This is a genomic window from Enterococcus sp. GC34 (genome assembly GCF_040886645.1).
Classification (GTDB): domain Bacteria; phylum Bacillota; class Bacilli; order Lactobacillales; family Enterococcaceae; genus Enterococcus; species Enterococcus faecalis.
In genome coordinates, this window is record NZ_JBFOEF010000013.1 from 1 (window position 1) to 21,941 (window position 21,941).

Below are 21,941 nucleotides of genomic sequence, written 5' to 3' on the forward strand. Positions count from 1 at the left end.
CTTCACAGGTGTCGGCGCTTCGCGGGCCTTACTTCGTCAAGACGAAACAGTGATTAATGGCTTGGTGTCACCCACAGGCAAAGTTGGCTATGTTAATATTGCGACAGGTCCGTTAAGCTCGGGTGCGCCAGCGGCGGAAGTACCTATCGAAACCGCTATAAAATTGTTGAAAGACATGGGAGGCAGTTCTATTAAATATTTCCCAATGAAAGGCTTGGCTCACAAAGAAGAATACCAAGCAGTAGCAGCAGCTTGTGCCAAGTATGACTTTTATTTAGAGCCAACAGGGGGCATTGATTTAGAAAACTTTGAAGAAATTGTTCAAATTGCGGTGGATGCCGGCGTTAAAAAAATCATTCCTCATGTTTACAGCTCAATTATCGATCAAGAAACAGGGGACACTAGAACAGAAGACGTGAAAACGTTACTAACCATGATGAAAAACACATTGAATAAGTAAAGGGCCAATCTTTATTTGACTTTCTTCGCTAGATTTGCTACTCTCAAGTGGAGAATAAATAAAAACCAACAAATGAATGTGGGGTATTTTGGTGAGTGTCGTAGGTATCTAATTGATAAGTTGAATAACCAGTGAACCAAGCAAGGTTTATTTGGTGTGCTTAGAAAGTGATACCTGTCAGTCATCTCATTTACTAAATACCTCCTTTAAAAGAGGTTTCTTTAGTAACCTTTATCCAATGATAAAGAGGACAGCGGTAGAACGCTGTCCTCTTTTTTCTGTAGAAACTGGTTTTTATTTAAAGGCGCCAGGTATTCTTTTCGCGATAGAAAGGAAGAAAAAAACAAATGAATCATGAAACCATTCAAAAATTACAATTTACAACAATTCTTAAAGAAGTTCAAACACGTGCAATTGGCGAGTATAGTAAAGAACGGTTGGCGAAAATGGTCCCTGCAACACGTTTAGAAACAGTGCAGTCCCGCTTAACGGAAACAACTGAGGCCCGCTTAATTATTGATAGCGGACAACACGTCCCTTTCATGGGCTTGAGTCAAATTACCCGCTTGCTTCAACAAGTGAAAAAAGGCTTAATCCTTACACCAAACGAATTGATTGAGGTCGCTGACTTTTTAAGAAGTAGTCAGCGAATCCAGAAGTTTTTTGAAAAAAATCAATACCAAACACCACGCCTATTTAGTTACAGTCAGCACTTAGCTGACTTCAGAGCAATCGAAGAACAAATTTATACGAAAATCCATAACCAAAAAGTCGCCACCGATGCTTCCCGTCAACTTCGGAAAATCCGGCGTCAGATCAATGAATGCCAACAAGACATTGAAACAAGAGTCACAAAATTTTTACGCAATAAAAATAATCAACTGTACATTCAAGAAAATATGATGGTGAAAAAAGGGGAACATTACACGGTACCAATCAAAGCTAGCTATAAAAATAAGGTTTCAGGCACAATCATTGAGCAATCCAATAAAGGACAAACGGTCTTTATTGAGCCTGTAGCAATTAGTAAATTAAATGAACAATTGACACTCTTAAAAGCGGAAGAAACAGCGGAAGAATATCAAATTTTGGCAGAACTAACTGGGTTAATTAATGAGCAAGAACGACTTGTCGATCAAGCCGTCGATACAATGACCACCTTAGATATTATTTTTGCACGAGGAAAGTATAGTCGCGAAATTGGTGGGATCACGCCAAAAGTAAACAAAGAAGAACGCTTGCGCATTGTTCAAGGAAAACATCCACTTTTATTAGAACACGCAGTACCATTGACGTTTTCTTTAGGAGCAGAGTATCGAGGACTTGTCATTACAGGTGCCAATGCTGGTGGTAAAACGGTTGTCTTGAAAACAGTTGGCTTATTGACTGTCATGACACAATTTGGGTTGCAAATTCCAGCACAAGCGGGCACAGAGATTCCAGTATTAGATGAAATTTTTGTCGATATTGGTGATCAGCAAAATCTGGAAAATGCGTTAAGCACTTTTTCTGGGCACATGAAAAATATTGCGGAAATGTTGCGTAACGTTAAGCGACACACACTTGTTTTATTAGATGAAATTGGCAGTGGCACCGAGCCAAACGAAGGAGCTGGCTTAGCGATTGCGATCATGGAAACGATGTATCAAAAGGGTGCCTTGGTAGTTGCGACGACCCATTATGGTGAAATTAAACGTTTTGCCCAAGAACATGATGATTTTGTGCCCGCCGCAATGGCCTTCGATCGTGAAACATTAACGCCCAAATATCAATTGAAAATTGGTGAAGTTGGCGATAGTCAGGCGCTTTGGATTGCACGTAAAATGAAGATGGAGCCACAGCTCATTGAAAAGGCGGCTCATTATATTCAGCGGAAAGAATACCCTACTAATCGAAGTCTATTTAAACCCCTGAAAGCAAAAGAAACGACCTTTGCCACGTTTGTAGAAGAAACACACCGTTATCAAAAAGGTGATCGTGTCCTATTGACAGAAACACAACAAATTGGGTTGGTTTTTACAGATGAGGGTGAACAAGAAATCCAAGTATTTGTGAATGATAAAATTGAAAATGTACCACGAAGACGGTTGAAATTACAAGCGAAAGCACAAGATCTATATCCGCAAGACTATGATTTAGAAAGTTTATTTACAGATTTCCATGAACGAAAGAAACTCAAAGATATTGAACGCGGCTCAAAAAAAGCGCAGAAACAATCACGCAAAGAGGCCGAAAAAAGAGCAGCAAGACGCGACAAATAAGGAACTTAACAGAAGCAATACAACAACTTAACACTTTGTTTACTTGTTATTTATCAGAAATCAACTAAGACTTGTTATAGTCAATGTATGGGTAGATATGAAGGAGGAAACAAGGAAATGAAGAAAAGAGCTTTGCTAGGGGTTACCTTATTAACATTCACAACATTAGCGGGTTGTACAAATTTATCTGAACAGAAAAGCGGCGAAAAACAAACAGAGGTTGCTGAAGCGAAGGCAACTGAATCCGAAAAAGCACCAGTAAAAAATGTTATTTTTATGATTGGAGATGGTATGGGGAATCCGTATACAACGGGCTATCGATATTTCAAAGCCAATCACTCAGACAAGCCTATTCCCCAAACAGCTTTTGATACCTATTTGGTCGGACAGCAAGCCACTTATCCAGAAGATGAAGAAGAGAATGTCACCGATTCAGCATCCGCAGCGACAGCGATGGCTGCCGGAGTAAAAACCTATAATAATGCTATTGCGCTCGATAATGACAAGTCCAAAACAGAAACAGTGCTGGAACGTGCGAAAAAAGTGGGGAAATCAACGGGGCTTGTAGCAACATCTGAAATAACACATGCAACCCCTGCTGCATATGGCGCACATAATGTTTCACGCAAAAATATGGCAGAAATCGCCGATGACTATTTTGATGATCAAATCGACGGACAACACAAAGTCGATGTGTTACTTGGCGGCGGCTCCGAATTATTTGCGCGGAAAGATCGTGATTTAGTCAAAGAATTTTCCCAAGCGGGTTATGGTCATGTCACAGATAAAAAGTCGTTAAATGAGAACCAAGACGACAAAATTTTAGGCTTGTTTGCATCAGGCGGGCTACCTAAAATGATTGACCGAACGGAAGAAGTTCCTTCATTAGCTGATATGACAGAAGCGGCTCTTCAACGGTTAGATAAAAATGAAAAAGGCTTCTTTTTAATGGTTGAAGGTAGCCAAATTGATTGGGCCGGGCATAGCAATGATATTGTTGGCGCGATGAGCGAAATGCAAGACTTCGAAGCGGCGTTTGAAAAGGCCATCGATTTTGCCAAAAAAGATGGTGAAACATTGGTGGTTACAACTGCAGATCATTCTACTGGTGGTTTGTCTTTAGGTAAAGGCGATCAATACAACTGGTTGACGGAGCCTTTACATGCGGCAAAACGCACGCCTGATTTCATGGCAGAAGAAATTATTAAAAATGGTAATGTGGAAAAAACAGTGACTGAGTATATTGATTTTCAATTAAGTGAGGCTGAATTGAAAGCAGTGAAAACAGCGGCGGAGTCAAAAGATGTTGAAAAAATCGCTCAGGCATTAAGAAAGATTTTTGATGAACGTTCGAATACTGGTTGGACTACTGGCGGACACACAGGAGAAGATGTAAATGTCTATGCTTATGGCCCACAAGCAGAAGCTTTTTCAGGACAAATTGATAATACAGACCAAGCGAAGATTATTTTTGGCTTAGTAGATGGCACTGGGCAAAAAGCTGAGATTAAAGATAAAGGTATTGGCAAATAACAAAATAAAGAAAAAGCAGAACGTATAGAAGTTCTGCTTTTTCTTCATTAAAGGCATAAAAATTTTATCTCTGTTATAATGAAGGTAACCAGATAAAAGTGAGGTCAAATAATGAAAAAAATGCATGTTGAAAGTGAATTTGCACCGTTGCGTTCAGTTGTTTTAGCACAATCGCAATTTTGTTTACCAGATAAATTTGATGAAGCGGATACGACTTTTTTAACAGAGGAAAATGCCCGTTTAACACAGAATAATGAAGGGCGTGATTTAGCAGACTTTGCACCAGAACAACAAGTTCGTTGGGAAAAAGAAAAAGAAGTCATGCAAGGAGTATTAGAATCTTATGGCGTAGAAGTATTTCGTCCGCGTTTATTGACAACCTATGAAAAAGAACATGGCAAGGAATTGGGTGTAGGATATAGTAACTTCTTTTCACGAGACCCTTTTTTTACAATTGGCAATCTCTTAATAGAAGGAAACTTAAGATTCCAACACCGTCGACAAGAAATTTTACCAATTCGTCCGATTATTCAGCAGTGGACACAAGAAGCAGAAGGTTATTATTTTGCTGCGCCACAACCTGACATTTCTGAAGGGGCTTTAAGTGAAGCAGGTCCCTTTATTGAAGGCGGCGATGTTTTAGTTTTAGGAAAAACAATTTTTGTGGGCTACTCCGGTTTGGCAAGTAACCTAGCGGGGATTCAGTGGTTGACCAATATGATTGGTCATTTTGGTTATGAGGTGGTGCCAGTTCAGTTACATCCACATATTCTCCACTTAGATTGTGCGTTAAGCTTGTTGAGAGATGGCTTGATGATTGTTTGTGAAGAAGCCTTTTTGGATGGTCTTCCTGCGCAATTAGCAAACTGGGAAAAAATTCATGTTACTTTGCAAGAAGCAGCGTATTTAGTGACAAATGGTCTACCACTTAACGAAGAAACGTATATAACGGACCAATCGTTTACAACCTTAATTCCTCAAATAGAGGCAAAAGGTATCAAAGTTGAGGCAATTGATTACCATGTTTCTAGAATGTTAGGTGGTTCTTTCCGTTGTACAACGCAAGCTTTGATTAGAGAATAGTCAGCGAGTGATTGTCAATTTTTGTAAGAAAAAATGTACGTTTTGTCTATGAAAACGATATAATTTTAGTTTTCACTATTTTTTTTAAAAATATTGAGGGAATTTTGATTTAATAAATGCGAGAAAACGTCAAAATGTTAGTGTTTGTTACTAATGTTTTGACGTTTTTTCGCTGTTTTTTTATAAAATCACCACTTTATATATGGGAAAAAACAATATCTTTTTTGAAAATTACGTTTTCAAAGACGCGAAAAGTCGTTGGAACCTTGCTGTTATAGTAAATTCATTTTTTTTGCATGAGGTGTTTAAAATTTGAAATCACAAGCAGGCTTTTTTTCGATATACTTAATTTACGTTCTACCGAGATAGAAAAGTTTTTAACTTTTTTATTCATTAATCAACCAAGATATAAAGGAGAGAGTAAAATGAAGAAAAAAACATTGGTAACTTTATTTGCAGGAACGGCAATTTTAGGGGCAAGCATCGCTCCTGCAGCAGCACATGCAACAACGACTGGTACAACACCAGCAAACGTAGAAATGACGAGTGGTTCATTACCACCTGATGGGACTGGAGATGGTGACGGAGATACACAAGATCCAGATCCTGTAAATCCGAATACTAACTTTGATTTGTTATATGTTCCAACAGAATTCAAATTTGCTTCGACAGAAGTTAGTTCTGATTTATCAGCGATTTCATTAGATGCAAATGGTACACAAACAAAACGTTATGCGGTCGGGGATGTTCGTGGAACACAAGCTGGTTGGTCAGTTACTGCAGGCGTTGCTGAAATGAAAAATGGTACTGCTACTTTAGAAGGTTCAATTACCTTTGCGCAAACAGGTGCGGTAGCTAAATACGATGAAACAGCAAAAACATACTCACGTGATGTGGCTGCCTTTGCAGCAGACCCAGGAAGCCCTGAATTTGCTGGAACAACTATTCCAGTAGGTGGAGCAGCTGTATCAATTGATACAGCAGCAGTTGGTAAAGGTCAAGGTACATGGGATTCTGAATTATCAAATGTAAAATTAAACATTACAACACCTAGTTCACAAATTACAAATGGTGCGTATACAGGTAACGTAACTTGGACATTAGTGGCTGCGCCATAAACAGTTACTAACGAGAATACTGCATTACTAGAAAAGGAGCTGCGCAGTGGTGCACGGCTCCTTTTCGATACATAGGAGGAACAAATAATGAAGACAATGCGCTGGCTAATCGTCACAGTTTTTATTTGTGTGATGGCATTAAGCATCCCTTCTGCTGTACAAGCAGAAGAAGCGGATGACAACATGAATACAAAATTTACAGTTAAACCCAATATTCCAGAGAATCAAGCGAAAAATACGCAATCCTACTACGATCTCATTGTGAAACCAGGACAGAAACAAGAAGTAGAACTGTCATTAATTAATAAAACAAATGAAGAATTAACGATTGATTTAAATTTGGCAAATGCTACGACGAATGACAATGGTTTAATTGTGTACAATGATTTCGAGAAAAAAACAGATGCAAGTTTGAAAGTACCCTTGACAACATTGATCAAATTGCCTGAGGAACATGTGAAAGTTCCCGCTAAGAAAACCGTAGCAGCCAAAATGACTGTCGAAATTCCAGAAAATGGTTTTCAGGGATTAGTCTTAGGTGGTGTCTACGCTTCGCTTGCAGAAGATGAAAAGGAAGAAAAAGGAAAATCAACGGGGTTAACCAGTCGATATGGGTTTAACGTAGCGATTGCTTTACGAACGTCAGAAGATACACCAATGTATCTAGCAGAGACTCTTCAATTAGTTAAATTAGTTCCGACCATTGCTTTAGGAAATAAATCGGTCCAAGCGGTTATTCAGAATCCGACATCCGCTATTTTTCCTGAAGTACGTTTAGAAGGAAAAGTAACGAAAAAAGGCGAAACGAAAGAATATGCTAAACGGATTTTACCAAGTGTTCGTTTCGCACCGAATTCGACGATGAACTTCCATTTAGATTTTGGGAAAGAAGATGTTCGTCCAGGAACCTATATTTTTGAAGGAAAAGCGGTCTTGAAAGAAGATGAACAACAAGTGTGGCCGTTTAAGCAAGAATTTACCATCAGTAGTCAAGAAGCCAAGAAATTAAACAAAGAAGCAGTAGTGAAATTGGTCCTACCGACTTGGTGGAATCAAGCTTTTTATGGATTGTTAGCTGCAACAATTGTGAGTCTAATTCTAGCTATTTGGCGTTTTACACAACAGAAAGCGATACTAAAACAACAAGCCTATTTACAACAAGAAAAACAGGCAGCTTTGAAAAATAGACAAGGAGTGCGCGATGATGACAGCGAAAAGTAAAGGATCACTTCTGGTGACATGGGGAATACTTTTAACCGTCAGCATTGCGATTCTGACCGCTTCTTCTGAGAGCTTTGCAGAAGAAGCGGGACAAACGAATATCGGTGTGACGTTTTATGGTGGGAAGGCACCCCTAAAAACGGAAGGTGGCACTAAGTCAACAGAACAACCAGTCACTAATAAAGATAAAAAAACGTCACAACAACAAGACAAAGTGAGCAGAAAAACTACTGCTAAGACGAATCCCACAGCTGCACAGACGTCCTTACCAAGGACAGGTGAACGAAATAGCACATGGCTTTACAGCCTTGGTATTGCCTGTTTACTCGTAGCACTAATAAGTTTCTATTATTTGAATAAAAAAAGGAAAAAGGAAAAATAATGTGCTGTTTTTATAAACAGAGTCAATTGTAGAAGGAGGAATATAGATGGAGATTACGATGTGGATTTGGATTTGTGCTGGCTTGGCCGTCCTTTGTTTTGCTTTATTTTTACTGTTCTTAGTAAATAGCATGAATTTTGTTCATCAAGCAAAGCCTAAGCAGTCTTTAGTAAAACAATCAATGTTTAGTTGGCTGCTTCTGGTGATGTGTGGTGGCTGGGTAGCAATAGCTATCTTGCTGAATATCGCATTACAAACACAATTAACATAAAAACAACCCGTTGTAAGTTTTTGAGAAACTTGCAACGGGTTTTTGTTAACTTTAAAATAAAGAACGGTACAATTTATCAAAAAAGTACAGTAGACATTTGTACCCAACTTAGATAGAAAATAAAGCGCTATCATTATATGATGATTACAGGAGGAGGACACAGCTGTGAATTATAAAATAAGTTATCTCCTTGACGAGTATGCAGGGCAAAAAATTGCGCTCTCTTTGGCTCAACAAATAACCGATCTTTCGCAACGAGAATTAGTGACACAACTTTCGACAATAGGCGGAGAAGTTCAAAAGAATACCGTCAGCATTCCAAACCTTTCCGCAAATGAATGGGGAAAACAACTTTTTCAACAACGTCAAGTGATTTATAGCGAAACAGAAAGACAAGCACTCATTTTTTTACTCACTTATTCAGAAATCGAAGAACTATCGGTGTATCATTACCAAAATTTTTTAGATGTTTCGAAAGGTACTATTTTAGCGGACATCAAAAAAGTACGACACCAACTAGCAACTGAAAACATTGCTTTATCCTACGAACGAAAACGAGGGTTTTATCTAGAAGGAGATGAATTTCGGATTCGTCGTTTCGGGAAAAATTGGCTTGCCCGCCTCTTACAACAAAAGTCGGGCACCTTCGCTTTATTTTGCTGGCTCAGTCAGCATCAAATGAGCCAATACGCAAAAATGCGTGACGGCATTCAATTAGCCGTCCAGGAAGCACAGCTTCAACTGGTACCCAGCAGATTGGATGAAATTAGTTACTTTCTTGCGTTTTCTCAAAAAAGATTAGGCAAATATGAAACAGTCGTCTGGCCCGAGAACCAGTTAATTCAGTCCTTACGCGCTTATCCCGTTAGTCGTCGTATTTTAAGTGATTTAGTTGGGCCAGTGGCGAATGTAGAAACTGAGAGTCTTTTTTTTACGATTTGTTTAATGACAGCCTTACAAGGAGAATTGCGAGATACGAAGTTAGAGTTTTTATTAGATATTTCTGGTGAAATTATTCGGAAAATGGAATTATTGGCCGTCGTTCAATTTGAACAGCCTCGTGAATTGCTCATGAATGTGTATTATCATCTGGTTCCTGCTTATTTTCGGATTAACTATGGCTTTTACTTGCCGAATGTTTTAATCAAGGATATTCGACAATCATATCGGTCGCTTTATCATCTTTGTGAACAAGCGTTAGCTCCTTTAGAAAAATTAACGAAACGGTCAATCCCGTCAGAGGAAATCGGTTTTTTTACCATATTATTTGGTGGAGAAATTTTCGGCCAAAAAAATGAGCAGCGGCAAGAAAAGCTAAAAGCGCTAATTGTTTGTCCCAGTGGTATCAGTTCTTCGTTGATTTTGCAATCGGAATTGCGTCGGCTATTTCCAATGATTGAATTTAAAGAAACGAATGCGGTGAGGGAAATAGAGAATGTATCTGAAAAAAGTTATGACATCATTTTCTCAACGGTCCCTATTGAAACAGCCAAAAAGGTTTATCTTACCAAACCCATTATGAGCTCTTTGGAGAAAAATCAATTGATGCACCAAGTCCAATCAGATTGGCTATTGCCAGGTATTTCCATGCCAGATGTTAAAGATATTTTAGATGCGTTAAAACCTTACATTTCCTTAAAAAAAGGAGTCACAGAAGCGCAGTTATATCGTGTCTTGCATCGTAAAATGAACAAAATTTTAGAAAAAGAGGAGGATCTGCGTCCAATGTTATCGGAATTATTAACAACAGAAACAGTCCAAGTCCTGCCTGAAGTTGCAGACTGGCGAGCGGGAATCACAGAAGCTGCCAAGCCGTTATTAAAAAATGGCAGTATTACGGAAAAGTACATTGATGCAATGATTCAAAAAGTCGAATCGTTTGGGCCATTTATCCATATCTGTCCAGACGTAGCATTGCCTCATGCGCGACCAGAAGATGGCGTTAATCAGTTAGGCATGTCATTACTAAAAATCCAAAAAAGTGTCGATTTATTAGAAGATCCTAAGCATGAAATTCACCTTTTTATTTGTTTAGCTGCTTCAGATAACGAAACACATTTACGGGCCTTATCTAGTCTGACAAAAATTCTATCAAAAAAAGAATCATTACATCGCTTAGTGGCGGCTGAAACCGTCCCAGAAATACTATCAATTATCCAAGAAGGAGAGAAATAAGATGAAGATTTTTACAGTTTGTCAAAGTGGTTTAGGAACAAGTTTTATGGTGCAAATGAATATCCAACAAATTTTAGAGGAAGTCGGTGTTGATACAGATAATTTTCAAATTGATCACACAGATGTCGGGAGTGCCAGTGGTGATATGGCTGATTACTTCTTTGTCGAAAAAACATTGCAAGATGCTTTAGGGTCAATTCCTGATGAAAAAATCATTCCTTTAAATGCGATTATTGATTACGATGAAACGAAGGAGAAAGTCTTGAAAGTTTTAGATGACAATGGCATTGCACATCAATAAGAAGGAGGAAAAACATGGAAACTTTATTGAATTTATTTGTTTCAATTGTTAGCCAGCCAGCGATTCTGGTTTCATTAATTGCTTTGTTGGGATTAGTTTTACAGAAAAAGAAATTTTCTGATGTTGTTCAAGGAACGTTGAAAACATTCGTCGGCTTCTTAGTTTTAATTGGTGGCGCAGGGCTATTGGCGAACTCATTAACGCCCTTTGCGGAGATGTTCCAAACCGCATTAAATACACAAGGCGTGGTGCCTAGTAATGAAGCAGTTGTAGCGATTGCCTTGCAACAATATGGGACACCAACTGCTCTGATTATGTTGGTGGGCATGGTTGTTAATATTCTGTTGGCGCGTTTTACACGTTTTAAATATATCTTTTTGACAGGTCAAGCGATGATGTACGTTTCGTGTTTGACAGCCGTTATTTTAGTGGGGGCCGGTTTTAGCGTTAGTTTGCCAATGATTCTTTTAGGTGGTTTATTTGAAGGAACTTTATTAACAGTGACACCTGCTCTTTGTCAGCCCTTTATGAAACAAATTACTGGAAATGATAAAGTAGCAATGGGGCATACAGGGAATATTGGTTATGCGGCAAGTGGCTTTATTGGAAAAGTCTTTGGGAATAAAGAAAAGTCAACGGAAGATATTAAAATTCCTAAAAGTTTTGGTTTTTTAAGAGACTCAACCATCTCAATTATGATTTTGATGTCGATTGTCTATGTGATTTTGGCTTTGCTGGCTGGGACAGGCTATGTCGAGCATGAGTTAAGCAATGGCGAAAATGCGATTATCTTTTCATTAATTCAAGCAGGAACCTTTACGGCTGGTTTCGTAGTGGTTTTACAAGGTGTGCGGATGGTTTTAGGAGAAATTGTACCAGCTTTCCAAGGAATTGCTAAAAAATTAGTGCCTAATTCTAAACCAGCACTTGATGTTCCCATTATCTTTCCTTATGCGCCAAATGCTGTCTTGATTGGGTTCTTTGTGAGCTTTATTGTGGGAACTATTTCAATGTTAGCGATGGTCGGTCTGAATACCACCGTGATTATACCCGGCGTTGTTGGGCACTTTTTCTGTGGTGCCGCGGCAGGCGTTTTTGGAAATTCCACAGGGGGACGTCGAGGAGCGATTTTAGGGGCTGCGTTTAATGGCTTATTAATTAGTTGGTTACCGTTATTTATTTTACCAGTCTTGGGTGATCTACAGTTAGCATCCTCAACGTTTGCGGATACAGATTATTTAATCCCAGGTCTATTTTTAGGCAAATTAGGTGAGGCAGGTCCGAGTCTTTTAGTAGGAGGAATCATTGCTTTTGTAGTGGTTGTTCTTTTGGCTAGCGCTGTTTTGACTATGCGGGAGAAAAAAGTCGCCGAAGAAAACTAAGTGTTTTGTTCTAAAAAAAGGCAAGTGGGACAGAAGTCGTTTTGACTTCTGTCCCATTTGCCTTTTACCATTGTTCTTGGATAAACTGTGCAATTTGTTTCCGCGCTTGTCGTCCTTCGGGCAAGTATTGTTTCATTGCGAAAACGTGTTGCATGCCAGGCACCAATCGGCAAGTATCTTGTGGTCGTGGCCCTAATTGTTTTAAAAATTGGTGATAGGAAGGACAAAAAACTTCATGTGTGCCGCCCACGAAAAAAAGTGGCGGAAATTTTTGATAATCAAAGGACAAGCAATTTAAAGAAAGCGTGGCGTGATTAGCCGTGTCATCAATCTCTTGGGCAATTAATTGTAAATAGTTCATGCCAATCATTTTGTCCTTTTTTTGATAACTTTTGGCAACAGGAATGTCTAAATGTCCATCTAACCAAGGAGAAATTAAAACAGCAGCTTTGGGTAAGCGTTCAGGGAAATCGATGGCTAAATTCTGCAATACGTTTAAAACCAATGTGCCACCAGCAGAATCACCTAATAAAATAACATCTTCGGGATCATAATGCTGTAAAATTTCTTGATAAGCAGCATAGCAATGATTATAAATATCAGCAAAAGACTTATTTGGTGCTAATGGATATACAGGGATAAAATAATCTGTTGCAAAAGAGAGATCTTCAATTAGTTTATAACTAAAGTCTAATTGGCTATAGGCGAGATTCAATGTAAAGCCCCCACCATGCAGGTACAGTACAGCTTTCTTGGTAGGTGCAATAACGGAGTTTGACATGCGATACATCGTAGGAATTTGAGTCATTTCTTGAAGAGGAAAAAGATGACGTAAATGTTTTGGCAAAGTTACTTGTTCATTTAATGATCGTTGCCAATGATAAAAAGCCTTGGTGACTTTCGGATTTCGTTCAAGTCGAGCAATTTGGGAAAGACGTAAAGAATCTTCAAAAAGACAGGCTTTTAAGGATTTTTGACGAGAACGTGCGTGGAACAAATATGCGCTAGCTAACAACAAACCAATCGATTTCTTTTTCAATTAAGGCCCTCCATTCAGCAAAAAGTAAATCATTTTTTCTACAGTATAACATTTTAAAAGTAGAACAACGAAATTTGTTGAAGGGATGAAAGGACGGTTTAAACGAATGTACGTATTTATTTGTGGTTGCGTAAAGTAAATGATTGTAGTAAATTAAATGAGATTAAGAGGTCCGGTGAATGGGCGCGTTCACGGCAAGGAGAGAAGTAGGATGACAAATAAAAAGGTTACAATTAAAGATGTTGCCAATGACTCAGGTGTCTCTATTACTACCGTTTCACAAATTTTAAACGGGAATGGGGCACGGTTTAGTGGGAAAACGGTCGAAAAAGTATTGGCTGCAAAAGAGCGATTAAACTATCAGCCCGACTATTTTGCGCAACGTATGGTGATGAAAAAAAGTAAGACGATTGGCGTAATCGTACCTGATATTACCAACCCATTTTTCGCGCAATTGATTCGAGGAATTGAAAGTGTTTTATACAAAGAAAATTTTATACTGATGTTATGCAATGCGGACCAAGATGTTACAAGAGAACATGAATATTTAACAGAGTTGATTCGTCGTAGTGTCGATGGCTTTGTGATTGCAAGTTCTGAAATTTCCAATCAAACGATTAATGAAACGCTACGTGCGAAAAAGATTCCGTTTATTGTACTTGACCAAAAAAAAGCAGAAGGCTTTAGCGATGCTGTTTTGACAGACGATTATAGAGGTGGGCAACTAGCAGCAAAGCATTTACAAGAGCAACGACATGAACAGGTCGTCGTGGTAATGCCACCACATGCGCCAGTCAATATTCAGCAACGGTTAAAAGGTTTTTGTTCTGTTTATACGGAAAAGGTCCAGTTGATCGAAACAGAATTATCAAAAACCGGCGGCTACCAAGCTGTCCCCGAAATTTTAAAAACAGAGAGCACCGGAATTTTTGCTATCAATGATGAAATTGCTTTTGGTTTATATCGAGGATTAGCAGAAGCGGGCAAAAAAATTCCTGAGGATTACAGCATTATTGGTTATGACAATGTTGATATGTGCGAGTATGTTTCGCCGCCGCTAACAACAATTGCTCAACCTGTTTTTCAATTGGGGCAAACTACGGCGACTTTATTATTGGAAAGAATCCATCAGCCTGCAAAAGATTGGGAGGAGCAAACCTTGCCTGTCCAACTGATTGAACGATTTTCGACAGCACCCTTGAAATAGCTTTCAAGGTGTGCTATATTTTTGTTGTGGAATTAAAACGTTTTACTAAAACGTTTTAATTAGAATGAAAAAATAAATTTTATTGAGGTGGATGAAAATGAACGCGGTTACAATTATCGGAAGTATCAATTTAGACACAACATTAAGAGTCAAAGAAATGCCAAAACCAGGCGAAACAATTCACGCCATTGAACATTTTACAGCAGGTGGTGGTAAAGGAGCAAACCAAGCAGTTGCAGCGAAACGTTCAGGCGCAGAAACATATTTTATTGGTGCTGTGGGAAATGATGGCGCTGGAGCTATGATGACTGATTTAATGAGTCAAGATGAAATTAATTTAACTGGGGTCACCACTTTAGAGAAAACAGCTACTGGCCAAGCCTTTATTATGGTAGATAACGCTGGTGAAAATAGCATTATGATTTACGCGGGAGCCAATAACGCCTTTACGCCAAAACAAGTCCAGGAACATCAAGAAATTATTGAAAAAAGTGATTTTGTGATTGCCCAATTTGAAAGTGCGATTGATAGTACGATTGCAGCGTTTAAAATTGCTAAAAAAGCAGGCGTCAAAACGATTTTAAATCCCGCACCTGCGTTAGAACAAGTTCCTGAAGAATTACTAAACGTGACAGATATGATTGTACCAAATGAAACAGAAACCGAAATTTTGACAGGCATTAAAATCACAGATGAAGCGAGTATGCGTAAAGCTGCAGAAGCACTTCATCAATTAGGGATTGAAGCAGTAATTATTACAGTAGGTAGTAAAGGCGCCTTTTATGACGTCAATGGACGAAGTGGTATTGTGCCTGCTTTTAAAGTGAAAGCGGTTGATACAACGGCTGCTGGCGATACTTTTATTGGTGCATTAAGTAGTATATTAGAGAAAGACTTTAGCAATTTGGAAGAAGCTATTCGTTATGGAAACAAGGCGTCCTCGTTGACTGTTCAACGTTTTGGAGCCCAACCTTCGATTCCTTATCAACACGAATTGGCAGACAAATAAAAAGGAGCGAGCGACATGAAAAAAACAAAAGTTATTAATTCAGATATTTCCCGCGTTATCGCACAAATGGGTCATTTTGATAAATTAAGTATTGGTGATGCAGGCATGCCTGTGCCTCGGACTACAGAAAAAATTGATTTAGCAGTTACTAATGGTGTCCCTAGTTTTATGGAAGTTTTAAACAATGTTCTTGAGGAATTGGCAGTTCAACGAATTTATTTAGCAGAAGAAATTAAAACAGAAAATCCTGATATGTTGACAGCAATTAAAACTCGTTTACCAGAAACTCCCATCAGTTTTATTCCTCATACAGAAATGAAACAAGAATTAAACAACTGCCATGCATTTATTCGGACAGGGGAAATGACCCCTTACGCAAATATTTTATTAGAAAGTAACGTTGTCTTTTAAACGAGAGAGGGGAAATAGAGATGAATGCGACTGCATTATTAATCGGTTTAGGACCGCTTCTAGGTTGGGGGCTTTTCCCAACAATCGCTTCCAAAATTGGTGGTCGTCCAGTGAATCAAATTCTTGGTACCAGTTTAGGAACATTAATTTTTGCCGCTATTTTTTCAATGATTAATGGTTTAGCTTTTCCAACGGGCATGGATTTATTCTTTTCAATTTTATCTGGTGTCGGTTGGGCCTGTGCGCAAATCATTACATTTAAATGCTTCACGATGATTGGTTCATCACGTGCCATGCCAGTAACGACCGCGTTCCAACTTTTAGGTGCTTCTCTCTGGGGTGTCTTTTTCTTAGGAAACTGGCCAGGTGCGACAGCCAAATTGTTAGGCGCATTTGCCTTAGTGTTAATCATGATTGGTGCCAAAATGACGGTCTGGTCGGAAACGGAGTCCGCTGAGAGTGCTGGGATTATGAAAAAAGCAGTTCTTCTATTAGCCGTTGGTGAAATCGGCTATTGGGCGTACTCTGCAGCACCCCAAGCGACGGCAATTGATGGCATGCATGCCTTTTTACCACAAGCAATAGGCATGGTAATTGTCGCAGTTATTTATTCAGCAGTTGTCACTATTAAGGGTGGGGAAACATCGCCATTTATAGAAACTGTTTCTTACAAACAAATTTTTTCAGGCTTTTTCTTCGCCTTTGCAGCGTTAACTTATTTAATTTCAGCGCAGCCAGATATGAATGGCTTGGCAACGGGCTTTATTCTATCCCAAACATCAGTTGTGCTTGCAACGTTGACAGGTATTTGGTTCTTAGGTCAAAAGAAAACAGCCAAGGAAATGACCGTAACGATTATCGGCTTAGTTTTGATTTTGGCAGCAGCTACGATCACAGTGATGATTTAAAAAAGTATTCAACGACCTATTATTCAGGGCGTTGAATACTTTTTTTTATTTGTTCTAAAAATAATGCAGCAGCTGTGGAAAGAACCGTATTTTTGCGCCAAATTAAACTAATTTTGGCTGTTAAAGCAGGATATAGCGGGATAAAACGTAAATTTGTTTGCTTTGTTTCTAGAATACCATCAATGCTTAGGGCGCTACCTAGCCCAGCTTCTACCATCAGTGAAGCGTTGTAAAGTAAGTTGTAGGTCCCAACGATTCGGAACTTGTGCTTGTCGAGAAATAAATAAAGGTTCTTCTTTTAAATCGGCTGCAGTAATAACATTTTTAGTGGCTAAGGGATGGTCCTTTACAGTAATTAAGCCCCATGTATCTACAATTGGTAATGTTAAATAGCTATATTTTTGTTTAGGTGCAGGCTCAATAATTAAACCAAAATCTAATAATCCTTTGTCTAGCCGTTCTATTACATCATCTGCATTCCCACTGTATAAATGAAGGTGAATATCAGCTGAGTGCTGGCTTGTTATTTGTTGTAGTGCATTCGCTAAAAAAGACATAGCTTTTGTTTCGCCGCCACCAATCGTGATTTCGCCATTAATGAATTCATTTTGCGACAAGTTGGTGACTGTTTTATTCGCTAAGCTTAAAATATCTTGCCCTTGTTTAGCTAAATATTCTCCTTCAGGTGTTAGTTGTATTTGTCGATTTCCTCGTATAAATAATGTCACGCCTAATTCTTCCTCTAATTCTTTTAATTGCTTAGATAATGTTGGTTGTGATACATGCAGTTGTTTGGCTGCGCCACTAATCGTTTTTTCTTGGACCACTGCTAAGAAATAGTGAATCACTCGTAATTCCATTACTTTCCCTCCTATAACTAAAACGCATACTTATCTATTTATTATAAGTATTAGACAGAGGAGTTGTCACGTATTACGATAAATTTAGCAAAAGGAGGCGATTAGTAATGCTTACAAAAAATCTCCAAGAACTAGTTGCAACAGGTAGCATTGATAAAGATGAACCACTATTTCAACTTATTCATCAGATTCAAGAGGAAAATAGTCGCTATTTAATAGAATTAAATCAACAAGCCTACACACATAATGAAGTAAGGAATCTTCTTGCCACGATTATCCAAGACAAAATTGACGAAACCGTTACGATTTTATTGCCTTTTTATACAGATTTTGGACGCAATATACATTTTGGTAAAAATATTTTTATTAATCGGGCAGCTATGTTTGTTGATTTAGGGGGCATTATAATTGAAGACAATGTTTTAATTGGGCCGCGCGTTAATCTCTTAAGTGTCAATCATCCGGAACTGCCAATGAAACGGCGAGGTGTATTGCTAGCACCAATTACCATTAAAAAATTTGCGTGGTTAGGCGCGGGTGTCACTGTTTTACCAGGTATTACGATTGGTGAAAATGCTATCGTAGCAGCTAATGCGACTGTAACTAAAGATGTGCCAGCTAACGCTATTGTTGCAGGAACACCAGCTAAAATTATTCGTTGGATTCAGGAAGATAAGGAGGAAATATAATGAAATCATTATCAGAAAAAGTTATTATTATCATGGGCGCTTCCAGTGGCATCGGTGAGGCAACAGCCCGTTTACTTGCCAGAAAAGGAGCGAAGTTAGTCATTGCAGCACGTCGACAAGAACGTTTAATTGCTATAAAAAAAGAACTTCCTGAAGCAACGATTCTCGTGCAACAAGCAGATGTAACGAAAGAAGAGGAAGTTCAGCGTGTAATCAAGCTTACAATGGAAAAATATGGACGAATTGATGTTCTTTTTAACAATGCAGGAGTTATGCCAACGGCGCCTCTTATTGAAGCACCAAAAGGAGAATGGCGTCAAATGCTAGATATTAATATTATGGGTGTTTTAAATGGCATTGCGGCAGTTCTTCCAATTATGGTTGAACAAAAATCAGGGCAGATTATTGCTACTGATTCTGTGGCAGGACATGTCGTTTATCCAGATTCGGCTGTCTACTGTGGAACAAAGTTTGCTGTTCGAGCAATTATGGAAGGATTGCGACAAGAACAAAGAGAGAATAACATTAAATCAACGATTATTTCACCAGGTGCTGTACAAACAGAACTTTATCAAACAATTTCTAATCGAGTAGTAGCTGAAACGTTACATCTAGAACAGTTAAGTTGGGGCTTAAAGGCGGAAGACATTGCGCAAGCGGTGGTCTTTGCCATAGACACGCCAGATCGTATGTCAATCAGTGAAATGGTTGTTCGCCCGACCACACAAACGATTTAATTTAAAAAAGTATTCCTAGAAAGGAATACTTTTTTAAATCGTGATTGTTCGTTTTTTACAGAATTTAGAATTTGATATTTACTTATTTGTTGGTTTATTATATGATTAAACACGTTGTTTCATTAATAAATTGAATATTTTACGAACATTGTAAAATATTTAGATTTTAGGAGGACGGAACATGAAAGAAAAAATAAGTTCATATTTTGAACTTGAACAATTGAATACGAATATGAAACGAGAAATGTTAGCTGGTTTCACCACATTTATCTCAATGGCGTATATTTTGTTCGTTAATCCAACCGTACTTGGTGCTTCTGGCATGGACGAAGGCGCTGTTTTTACTGCCACCGCTTTAGCGAGTGCCTTAGGTTGTATTTTAATGGGTGTGTTGGCGAAATATCCGATTGCGACAGCACCAGCTTTAGGAATTAATGCATTCTTTGCTTATTCAGTCTCTGTTGGTATGGGGATTCCTTGGCAAACGACATTAGCAGGCGTTTTTGTGGCTTCATTGATATTTATTTTAATTACAATTTTTAAATTACGCGAGCTAATTATTGATGCAATTCCTGCAGACTTGAAATTTGCCATTTCAGGTGGGATCGGGTTGTTTATTGCTTTTCTTGGTTTAAGCCAAGGTGGCTTAATTGTGGCTAATGATGCGACACTCGTTGGCTTAGGACCTTTGAACGTTGGCTCAACGTGGGTCACCATTGTCGGCTTAGTCGTAACTGCAATTTTGTTAGTTCGTCGAGTGCCTGGTGGTATTTTTATTGGGATGGCGATTTCAACGATTGTTGGTTTAGCGACAGGCGTTATTCCAATGCCTGATAAGATTATTTCAAGCGCGCCAAGTTTAGAACCAACATTTTTAGTGGCGTTAGGACATGTGAAAGATATCAATACGATTCAAATGTGGGTCGTGGTTTTAACGTTCCTATTAGTAACATTCTTTGATACGGCTGGTACGTTGGTGGGCTTAGCCAATCAAGCAGGTTTTATGAAGGACAATAAAATGCCGCGTGTGGGGAAAGCTTTAGCCGCTGATTCAACAGCGATGTTAGCTGGTTCTCTACTAGGAACATCGCCAGTTGGCGCATATGTCGAATCATCTGCGGGGATTGCTGTGGGTGGTCGTTCAGGAATCACAGCTATTACAACCGGGATTTTATTTATTTTCAGCTTGCTATTTTCTCCTTTGTTAGCAGTTGTCACTTCGCAAGTTACAGCACCAGCGTTGATTATTGTTGGTGTTTTGATGGCACAATCCTTAAGCAAAATTAAATGGAACGAGATGGAAATTGCGATTCCTTCCTTCTTAATCTTGTTAGGAATGCCATTGACATATAGCATTTCAGATGGGATTGCCTTAGGCTTTATCTTCTATCCAATTACAATGATTGCGGCAAAACGTGGGAAAGAAGTTTCGCCAATTATGTATGGCTTGTTCTTTGTTTTTGTCGGATTCATGTGGATCCTGAATGCGCAATAAGTAAGAGAGAAAGTTATTAAATAGTTGATTCATAAGACAATGAACTTATGAATCAACTATTTTTTTTCGACTAAGCACTAGAAAAACGCCCCTTATTTGATGTATAATTTGCAAAGACATTGACCTGTGAAGATACAGGAACAGAGAGGAATTAATTGAGTGAAATATACAGAAATTATGGTTCGCTATGGCGAATTATCAACTAAAGGAAAAAATCGTAAAACGTTTATCATGCAGTTAGCACAAAATGTGAAACGTGCGTTAGCTGATTTTCCAGCATTGAAAATCCATGCAGATCGAGACAGAATGCATATTTTATTAAATGGGGAAGATAGTGAAGAAGTGATTCCGAAACTAAGTAAAGTGTTTGGGATTCAAAATTTTTCACCAAGTATTCGTATTGAAAAAGAAATGCCAGCGATTCGTGCAATGGTTCAAGAGGTTGTTCGGGAAGTTTATACGCCAGGTAAGACATTTAAAATTACTGCTAAACGCTCGGACCATTCATTTGAACTTGATTCAAATGGCTTGAATCAAGAATTAGGTGGCGCTGTTATCGAGGCCATTCCGGAAATTCAAGTACAAATGAAAAAGCCTGATATTAACTTAAGAATTGAAATTCGTAAAGATGCGGCGTATTTATCTTATGAAACGATTCGCGGTGCGGGTGGATTGCCAGTGGGCACCAGTGGTCGTGGTATGTTGATGTTGTCAGGAGGCATTGATTCACCAGTTGCTGGTTATTTAGCTATGAAACGTGGCGTGGAAGTGGAAGCTGTCCATTTTGCTAGTCCGCCTTATACAAGTGAACAAGCGTTACAAAAGGCTAAAGATTTAGCTGAAAAATTAGTCCCTTATGTAGGAACTATTCAATTTATTGAAGTGCCCTTTACAGAAATTCAAGAAGAAATAAAACGAGTCGTTCCCCAAGGCTACTTAATGACCATTACACGACGTTTAATGTTACGCTTAACAGATACAATTCGTGAAATGCGGAAAGGTTTAGTCATTATTAACGGTGAATCGTTAGGACAAGTGGCTTCGCAAACACTTCAAAGTATGGTAGCAATTAATGAGGTTACCTCAACACCGATAATTCGACCCGTTGTTTCAATGGATAAGACAGAAATTATCGAAATTGCCGAAAAAATTGACACGTTTGAATTAGCCATCCAACCCTTCGAAGATTGTTGTACAATTTTTGCGCCACCGCAACCGAAAACACGACCTCGCTTGGATAAAGCGCAAGATTATGAAGCGCGCTTAGACTTAGAAGGTTTAATGGCTCGGGCCTTAGAAGGACTCAAAATTACAGAGATTTCAGCAGAAACAGCGAAAGATAAACAAGAAGACGAATTTGCAGATTTCCTATAAGAAATAAATACAGTGACGGTCGCTT

The 21,941-nt window shown here is 38.7% G+C and carries 19 protein-coding genes and 2 pseudogenes; 19 read left to right on the top strand and 2 right to left on the bottom strand.

Translation table 11 applies throughout. The features are described from left to right. The 11 genes and pseudogenes from AB3I72_RS12085 to AB3I72_RS12135 all read left to right on the top strand — a co-directional run. A partial coding sequence (locus tag AB3I72_RS12085) for a KDGP aldolase (RefSeq protein WP_002379154.1) occupies positions 1 to 460 on the top strand: 460 nt, incomplete at its 5' end. A 238-nt stretch (positions 461 to 698) separates the two neighbouring features. Then, a pseudogene (locus AB3I72_RS12090) lies at positions 699 to 2,721 on the top strand (endonuclease MutS2). Between the two features lie 87 nt (positions 2,722 to 2,808). Continuing rightward, positions 2,809 to 4,254: an alkaline phosphatase gene (locus tag AB3I72_RS12095; RefSeq protein ID WP_179114986.1), complete on the top strand. Its 1,446-nt coding sequence runs from the start codon at positions 2,809 to 2,811 to the stop codon at positions 4,252 to 4,254. A gap of 111 nt (positions 4,255 to 4,365) precedes the next feature. Next, complete coding sequence (locus AB3I72_RS12100; protein WP_061101382.1) at positions 4,366 to 5,337, top strand: dimethylarginine dimethylaminohydrolase family protein; 972 nt, start codon at positions 4,366 to 4,368, stop codon at positions 5,335 to 5,337. 425 nt (positions 5,338 to 5,762) lie between these two features. Then, positions 5,763 to 6,455 (top strand): WxL domain-containing protein, encoded by a 693-nt coding sequence (locus AB3I72_RS12105; protein ID WP_368023964.1) that lies wholly within the window; start codon positions 5,763 to 5,765, stop codon positions 6,453 to 6,455. Between the two features lie 87 nt (positions 6,456 to 6,542). Continuing rightward, positions 6,543 to 7,676: a DUF916 and DUF3324 domain-containing protein gene (locus AB3I72_RS12110; protein ID WP_078122462.1), complete on the top strand. Its 1,134-nt coding sequence runs from the start codon at positions 6,543 to 6,545 to the stop codon at positions 7,674 to 7,676. Next, positions 7,657 to 8,058, top strand: a complete 402-nt coding sequence (locus tag AB3I72_RS12115; RefSeq protein WP_179114987.1) for an LPXTG cell wall anchor domain-containing protein — start codon at positions 7,657 to 7,659, stop codon at positions 8,056 to 8,058. Before AB3I72_RS12110 ends, AB3I72_RS12115 begins: the two co-directional genes overlap by 20 nt. A 46-nt stretch (positions 8,059 to 8,104) precedes the next feature. Continuing rightward, positions 8,105 to 8,329: a hypothetical protein gene (locus tag AB3I72_RS12120; protein ID WP_002378909.1), complete on the top strand. Its 225-nt coding sequence runs from the start codon at positions 8,105 to 8,107 to the stop codon at positions 8,327 to 8,329. A 165-nt stretch (positions 8,330 to 8,494) separates the two neighbouring features. Further along, positions 8,495 to 10,504: a BglG family transcription antiterminator gene (locus AB3I72_RS12125; RefSeq protein WP_078122465.1), complete on the top strand. Its 2,010-nt coding sequence runs from the start codon at positions 8,495 to 8,497 to the stop codon at positions 10,502 to 10,504. 1 nt (position 10,505) lies between these two features. Beyond that, positions 10,506 to 10,805, top strand: a complete 300-nt coding sequence (locus tag AB3I72_RS12130) for a PTS sugar transporter subunit IIB (RefSeq protein WP_002355095.1) — start codon at positions 10,506 to 10,508, stop codon at positions 10,803 to 10,805. Positions 10,806 to 10,819: 14 nt separating this feature from the next. Next, positions 10,820 to 12,187: a PTS ascorbate transporter subunit IIC gene (locus AB3I72_RS12135; protein WP_002355097.1), complete on the top strand. Its 1,368-nt coding sequence runs from the start codon at positions 10,820 to 10,822 to the stop codon at positions 12,185 to 12,187. 64 nt (positions 12,188 to 12,251) lie between these two features. Here AB3I72_RS12135 and AB3I72_RS12140 read toward each other — a convergent pair whose 3' ends face one another. Beyond that, entirely contained in the window at positions 12,252 to 13,226 is a 975-nt protein-coding gene (locus tag AB3I72_RS12140; protein ID WP_078122467.1) for an alpha/beta hydrolase, read from the bottom strand. Positions 13,227 to 13,437: 211 nt separating this feature from the next. On the opposite strand from AB3I72_RS12140, the gene AB3I72_RS12145 reads away from it, so the two are divergent. The 4 genes from AB3I72_RS12145 (at position 13,438) to AB3I72_RS12160 (ending at position 16,761) form a co-directional block, all read left to right on the top strand. After that, the gene (locus AB3I72_RS12145; protein WP_002359151.1) at positions 13,438 to 14,433 is read left to right on the top strand and encodes a ribose utilization transcriptional repressor RbsR; all 996 of its coding nucleotides are present in this window, start codon (positions 13,438 to 13,440) and stop codon (positions 14,431 to 14,433) included. 91 nt (positions 14,434 to 14,524) lie between these two features. Beyond that, entirely contained in the window at positions 14,525 to 15,442 is a 918-nt protein-coding gene (gene rbsK, locus AB3I72_RS12150; protein WP_002381157.1) for a ribokinase, read from the top strand. Positions 15,443 to 15,457: 15 nt separating this feature from the next. Continuing rightward, a complete protein-coding gene (gene rbsD, locus AB3I72_RS12155) occupies positions 15,458 to 15,853 on the top strand; it encodes a D-ribose pyranase (protein ID WP_002355102.1) in 396 nt (131 codons plus the stop codon). Between the two features lie 20 nt (positions 15,854 to 15,873). Next, complete coding sequence (locus tag AB3I72_RS12160) at positions 15,874 to 16,761, top strand: ribose/proton symporter RbsU (RefSeq protein ID WP_016614484.1); 888 nt, start codon at positions 15,874 to 15,876, stop codon at positions 16,759 to 16,761. Between the two features lie 19 nt (positions 16,762 to 16,780). On the opposite strand, the pseudogene AB3I72_RS12165 reads toward AB3I72_RS12160, so the two are convergent. Continuing rightward, a pseudogene (locus tag AB3I72_RS12165) lies at positions 16,781 to 17,621 on the bottom strand (LysR family transcriptional regulator). A gap of 107 nt (positions 17,622 to 17,728) precedes the next feature. Between AB3I72_RS12165 and AB3I72_RS12170 the strand changes: the two are divergent. From AB3I72_RS12170 to thiI, 4 genes are all read left to right on the top strand, one after another. Continuing rightward, positions 17,729 to 18,310: a DapH/DapD/GlmU-related protein gene (locus AB3I72_RS12170; RefSeq protein WP_002370029.1), complete on the top strand. Its 582-nt coding sequence runs from the start codon at positions 17,729 to 17,731 to the stop codon at positions 18,308 to 18,310. Then, positions 18,310 to 19,047 (top strand): SDR family oxidoreductase, encoded by a 738-nt coding sequence (locus tag AB3I72_RS12175; protein ID WP_002415874.1) that lies wholly within the window; start codon positions 18,310 to 18,312, stop codon positions 19,045 to 19,047. Before AB3I72_RS12170 ends, AB3I72_RS12175 begins: the two co-directional genes overlap by 1 nt. A 181-nt stretch (positions 19,048 to 19,228) precedes the next feature. Then, entirely contained in the window at positions 19,229 to 20,542 is a 1,314-nt protein-coding gene (locus AB3I72_RS12180; RefSeq protein WP_002355107.1) for an NCS2 family permease, read from the top strand. Positions 20,543 to 20,701: 159 nt separating this feature from the next. Further along, on the top strand, positions 20,702 to 21,916 hold the full coding sequence (gene thiI / locus AB3I72_RS12185) for a tRNA uracil 4-sulfurtransferase ThiI (protein ID WP_078122468.1): 1,215 nt from the start codon (positions 20,702 to 20,704) through the stop codon (positions 21,914 to 21,916). Positions 21,917 to 21,941 lie beyond the last annotated feature (25 nt).

Coding starts and splice junctions, on each gene's coding strand:
- rbsK (WP_002381157.1), top strand. CDS start 14,525: ATGAAAATGAACGCGGTTACAATTATCGGAAGTATCAATTTAGACACA.
- AB3I72_RS12170 (WP_002370029.1), top strand. CDS start 17,729: ATGCTTACAAAAAATCTCCAAGAACTAGTTGCAACAGGTAGCATTGAT.
- rbsD (WP_002355102.1), top strand. CDS start 15,458: ATGAAAAAAACAAAAGTTATTAATTCAGATATTTCCCGCGTTATCGCA.
- AB3I72_RS12120 (WP_002378909.1), top strand. CDS start 8,105: ATGGAGATTACGATGTGGATTTGGATTTGTGCTGGCTTGGCCGTCCTT.
- AB3I72_RS12160 (WP_016614484.1), top strand. CDS start 15,874: ATGAATGCGACTGCATTATTAATCGGTTTAGGACCGCTTCTAGGTTGG.
- AB3I72_RS12175 (WP_002415874.1), top strand. CDS start 18,310: ATGAAATCATTATCAGAAAAAGTTATTATTATCATGGGCGCTTCCAGT.
- AB3I72_RS12135 (WP_002355097.1), top strand. CDS start 10,820: ATGGAAACTTTATTGAATTTATTTGTTTCAATTGTTAGCCAGCCAGCG.
- AB3I72_RS12095 (WP_179114986.1), top strand. CDS start 2,809: ATGGGTAGATATGAAGGAGGAAACAAGGAAATGAAGAAAAGAGCTTTG.
- AB3I72_RS12110 (WP_078122462.1), top strand. CDS start 6,543: ATGAAGACAATGCGCTGGCTAATCGTCACAGTTTTTATTTGTGTGATG.
- AB3I72_RS12130 (WP_002355095.1), top strand. CDS start 10,506: ATGAAGATTTTTACAGTTTGTCAAAGTGGTTTAGGAACAAGTTTTATG.
- AB3I72_RS12100 (WP_061101382.1), top strand. CDS start 4,366: ATGAAAAAAATGCATGTTGAAAGTGAATTTGCACCGTTGCGTTCAGTT.
- AB3I72_RS12105 (WP_368023964.1), top strand. CDS start 5,763: ATGAAGAAAAAAACATTGGTAACTTTATTTGCAGGAACGGCAATTTTA.
- AB3I72_RS12180 (WP_002355107.1), top strand. CDS start 19,229: ATGAAAGAAAAAATAAGTTCATATTTTGAACTTGAACAATTGAATACG.
- AB3I72_RS12145 (WP_002359151.1), top strand. CDS start 13,438: ATGACAAATAAAAAGGTTACAATTAAAGATGTTGCCAATGACTCAGGT.
- AB3I72_RS12115 (WP_179114987.1), top strand. CDS start 7,657: ATGATGACAGCGAAAAGTAAAGGATCACTTCTGGTGACATGGGGAATA.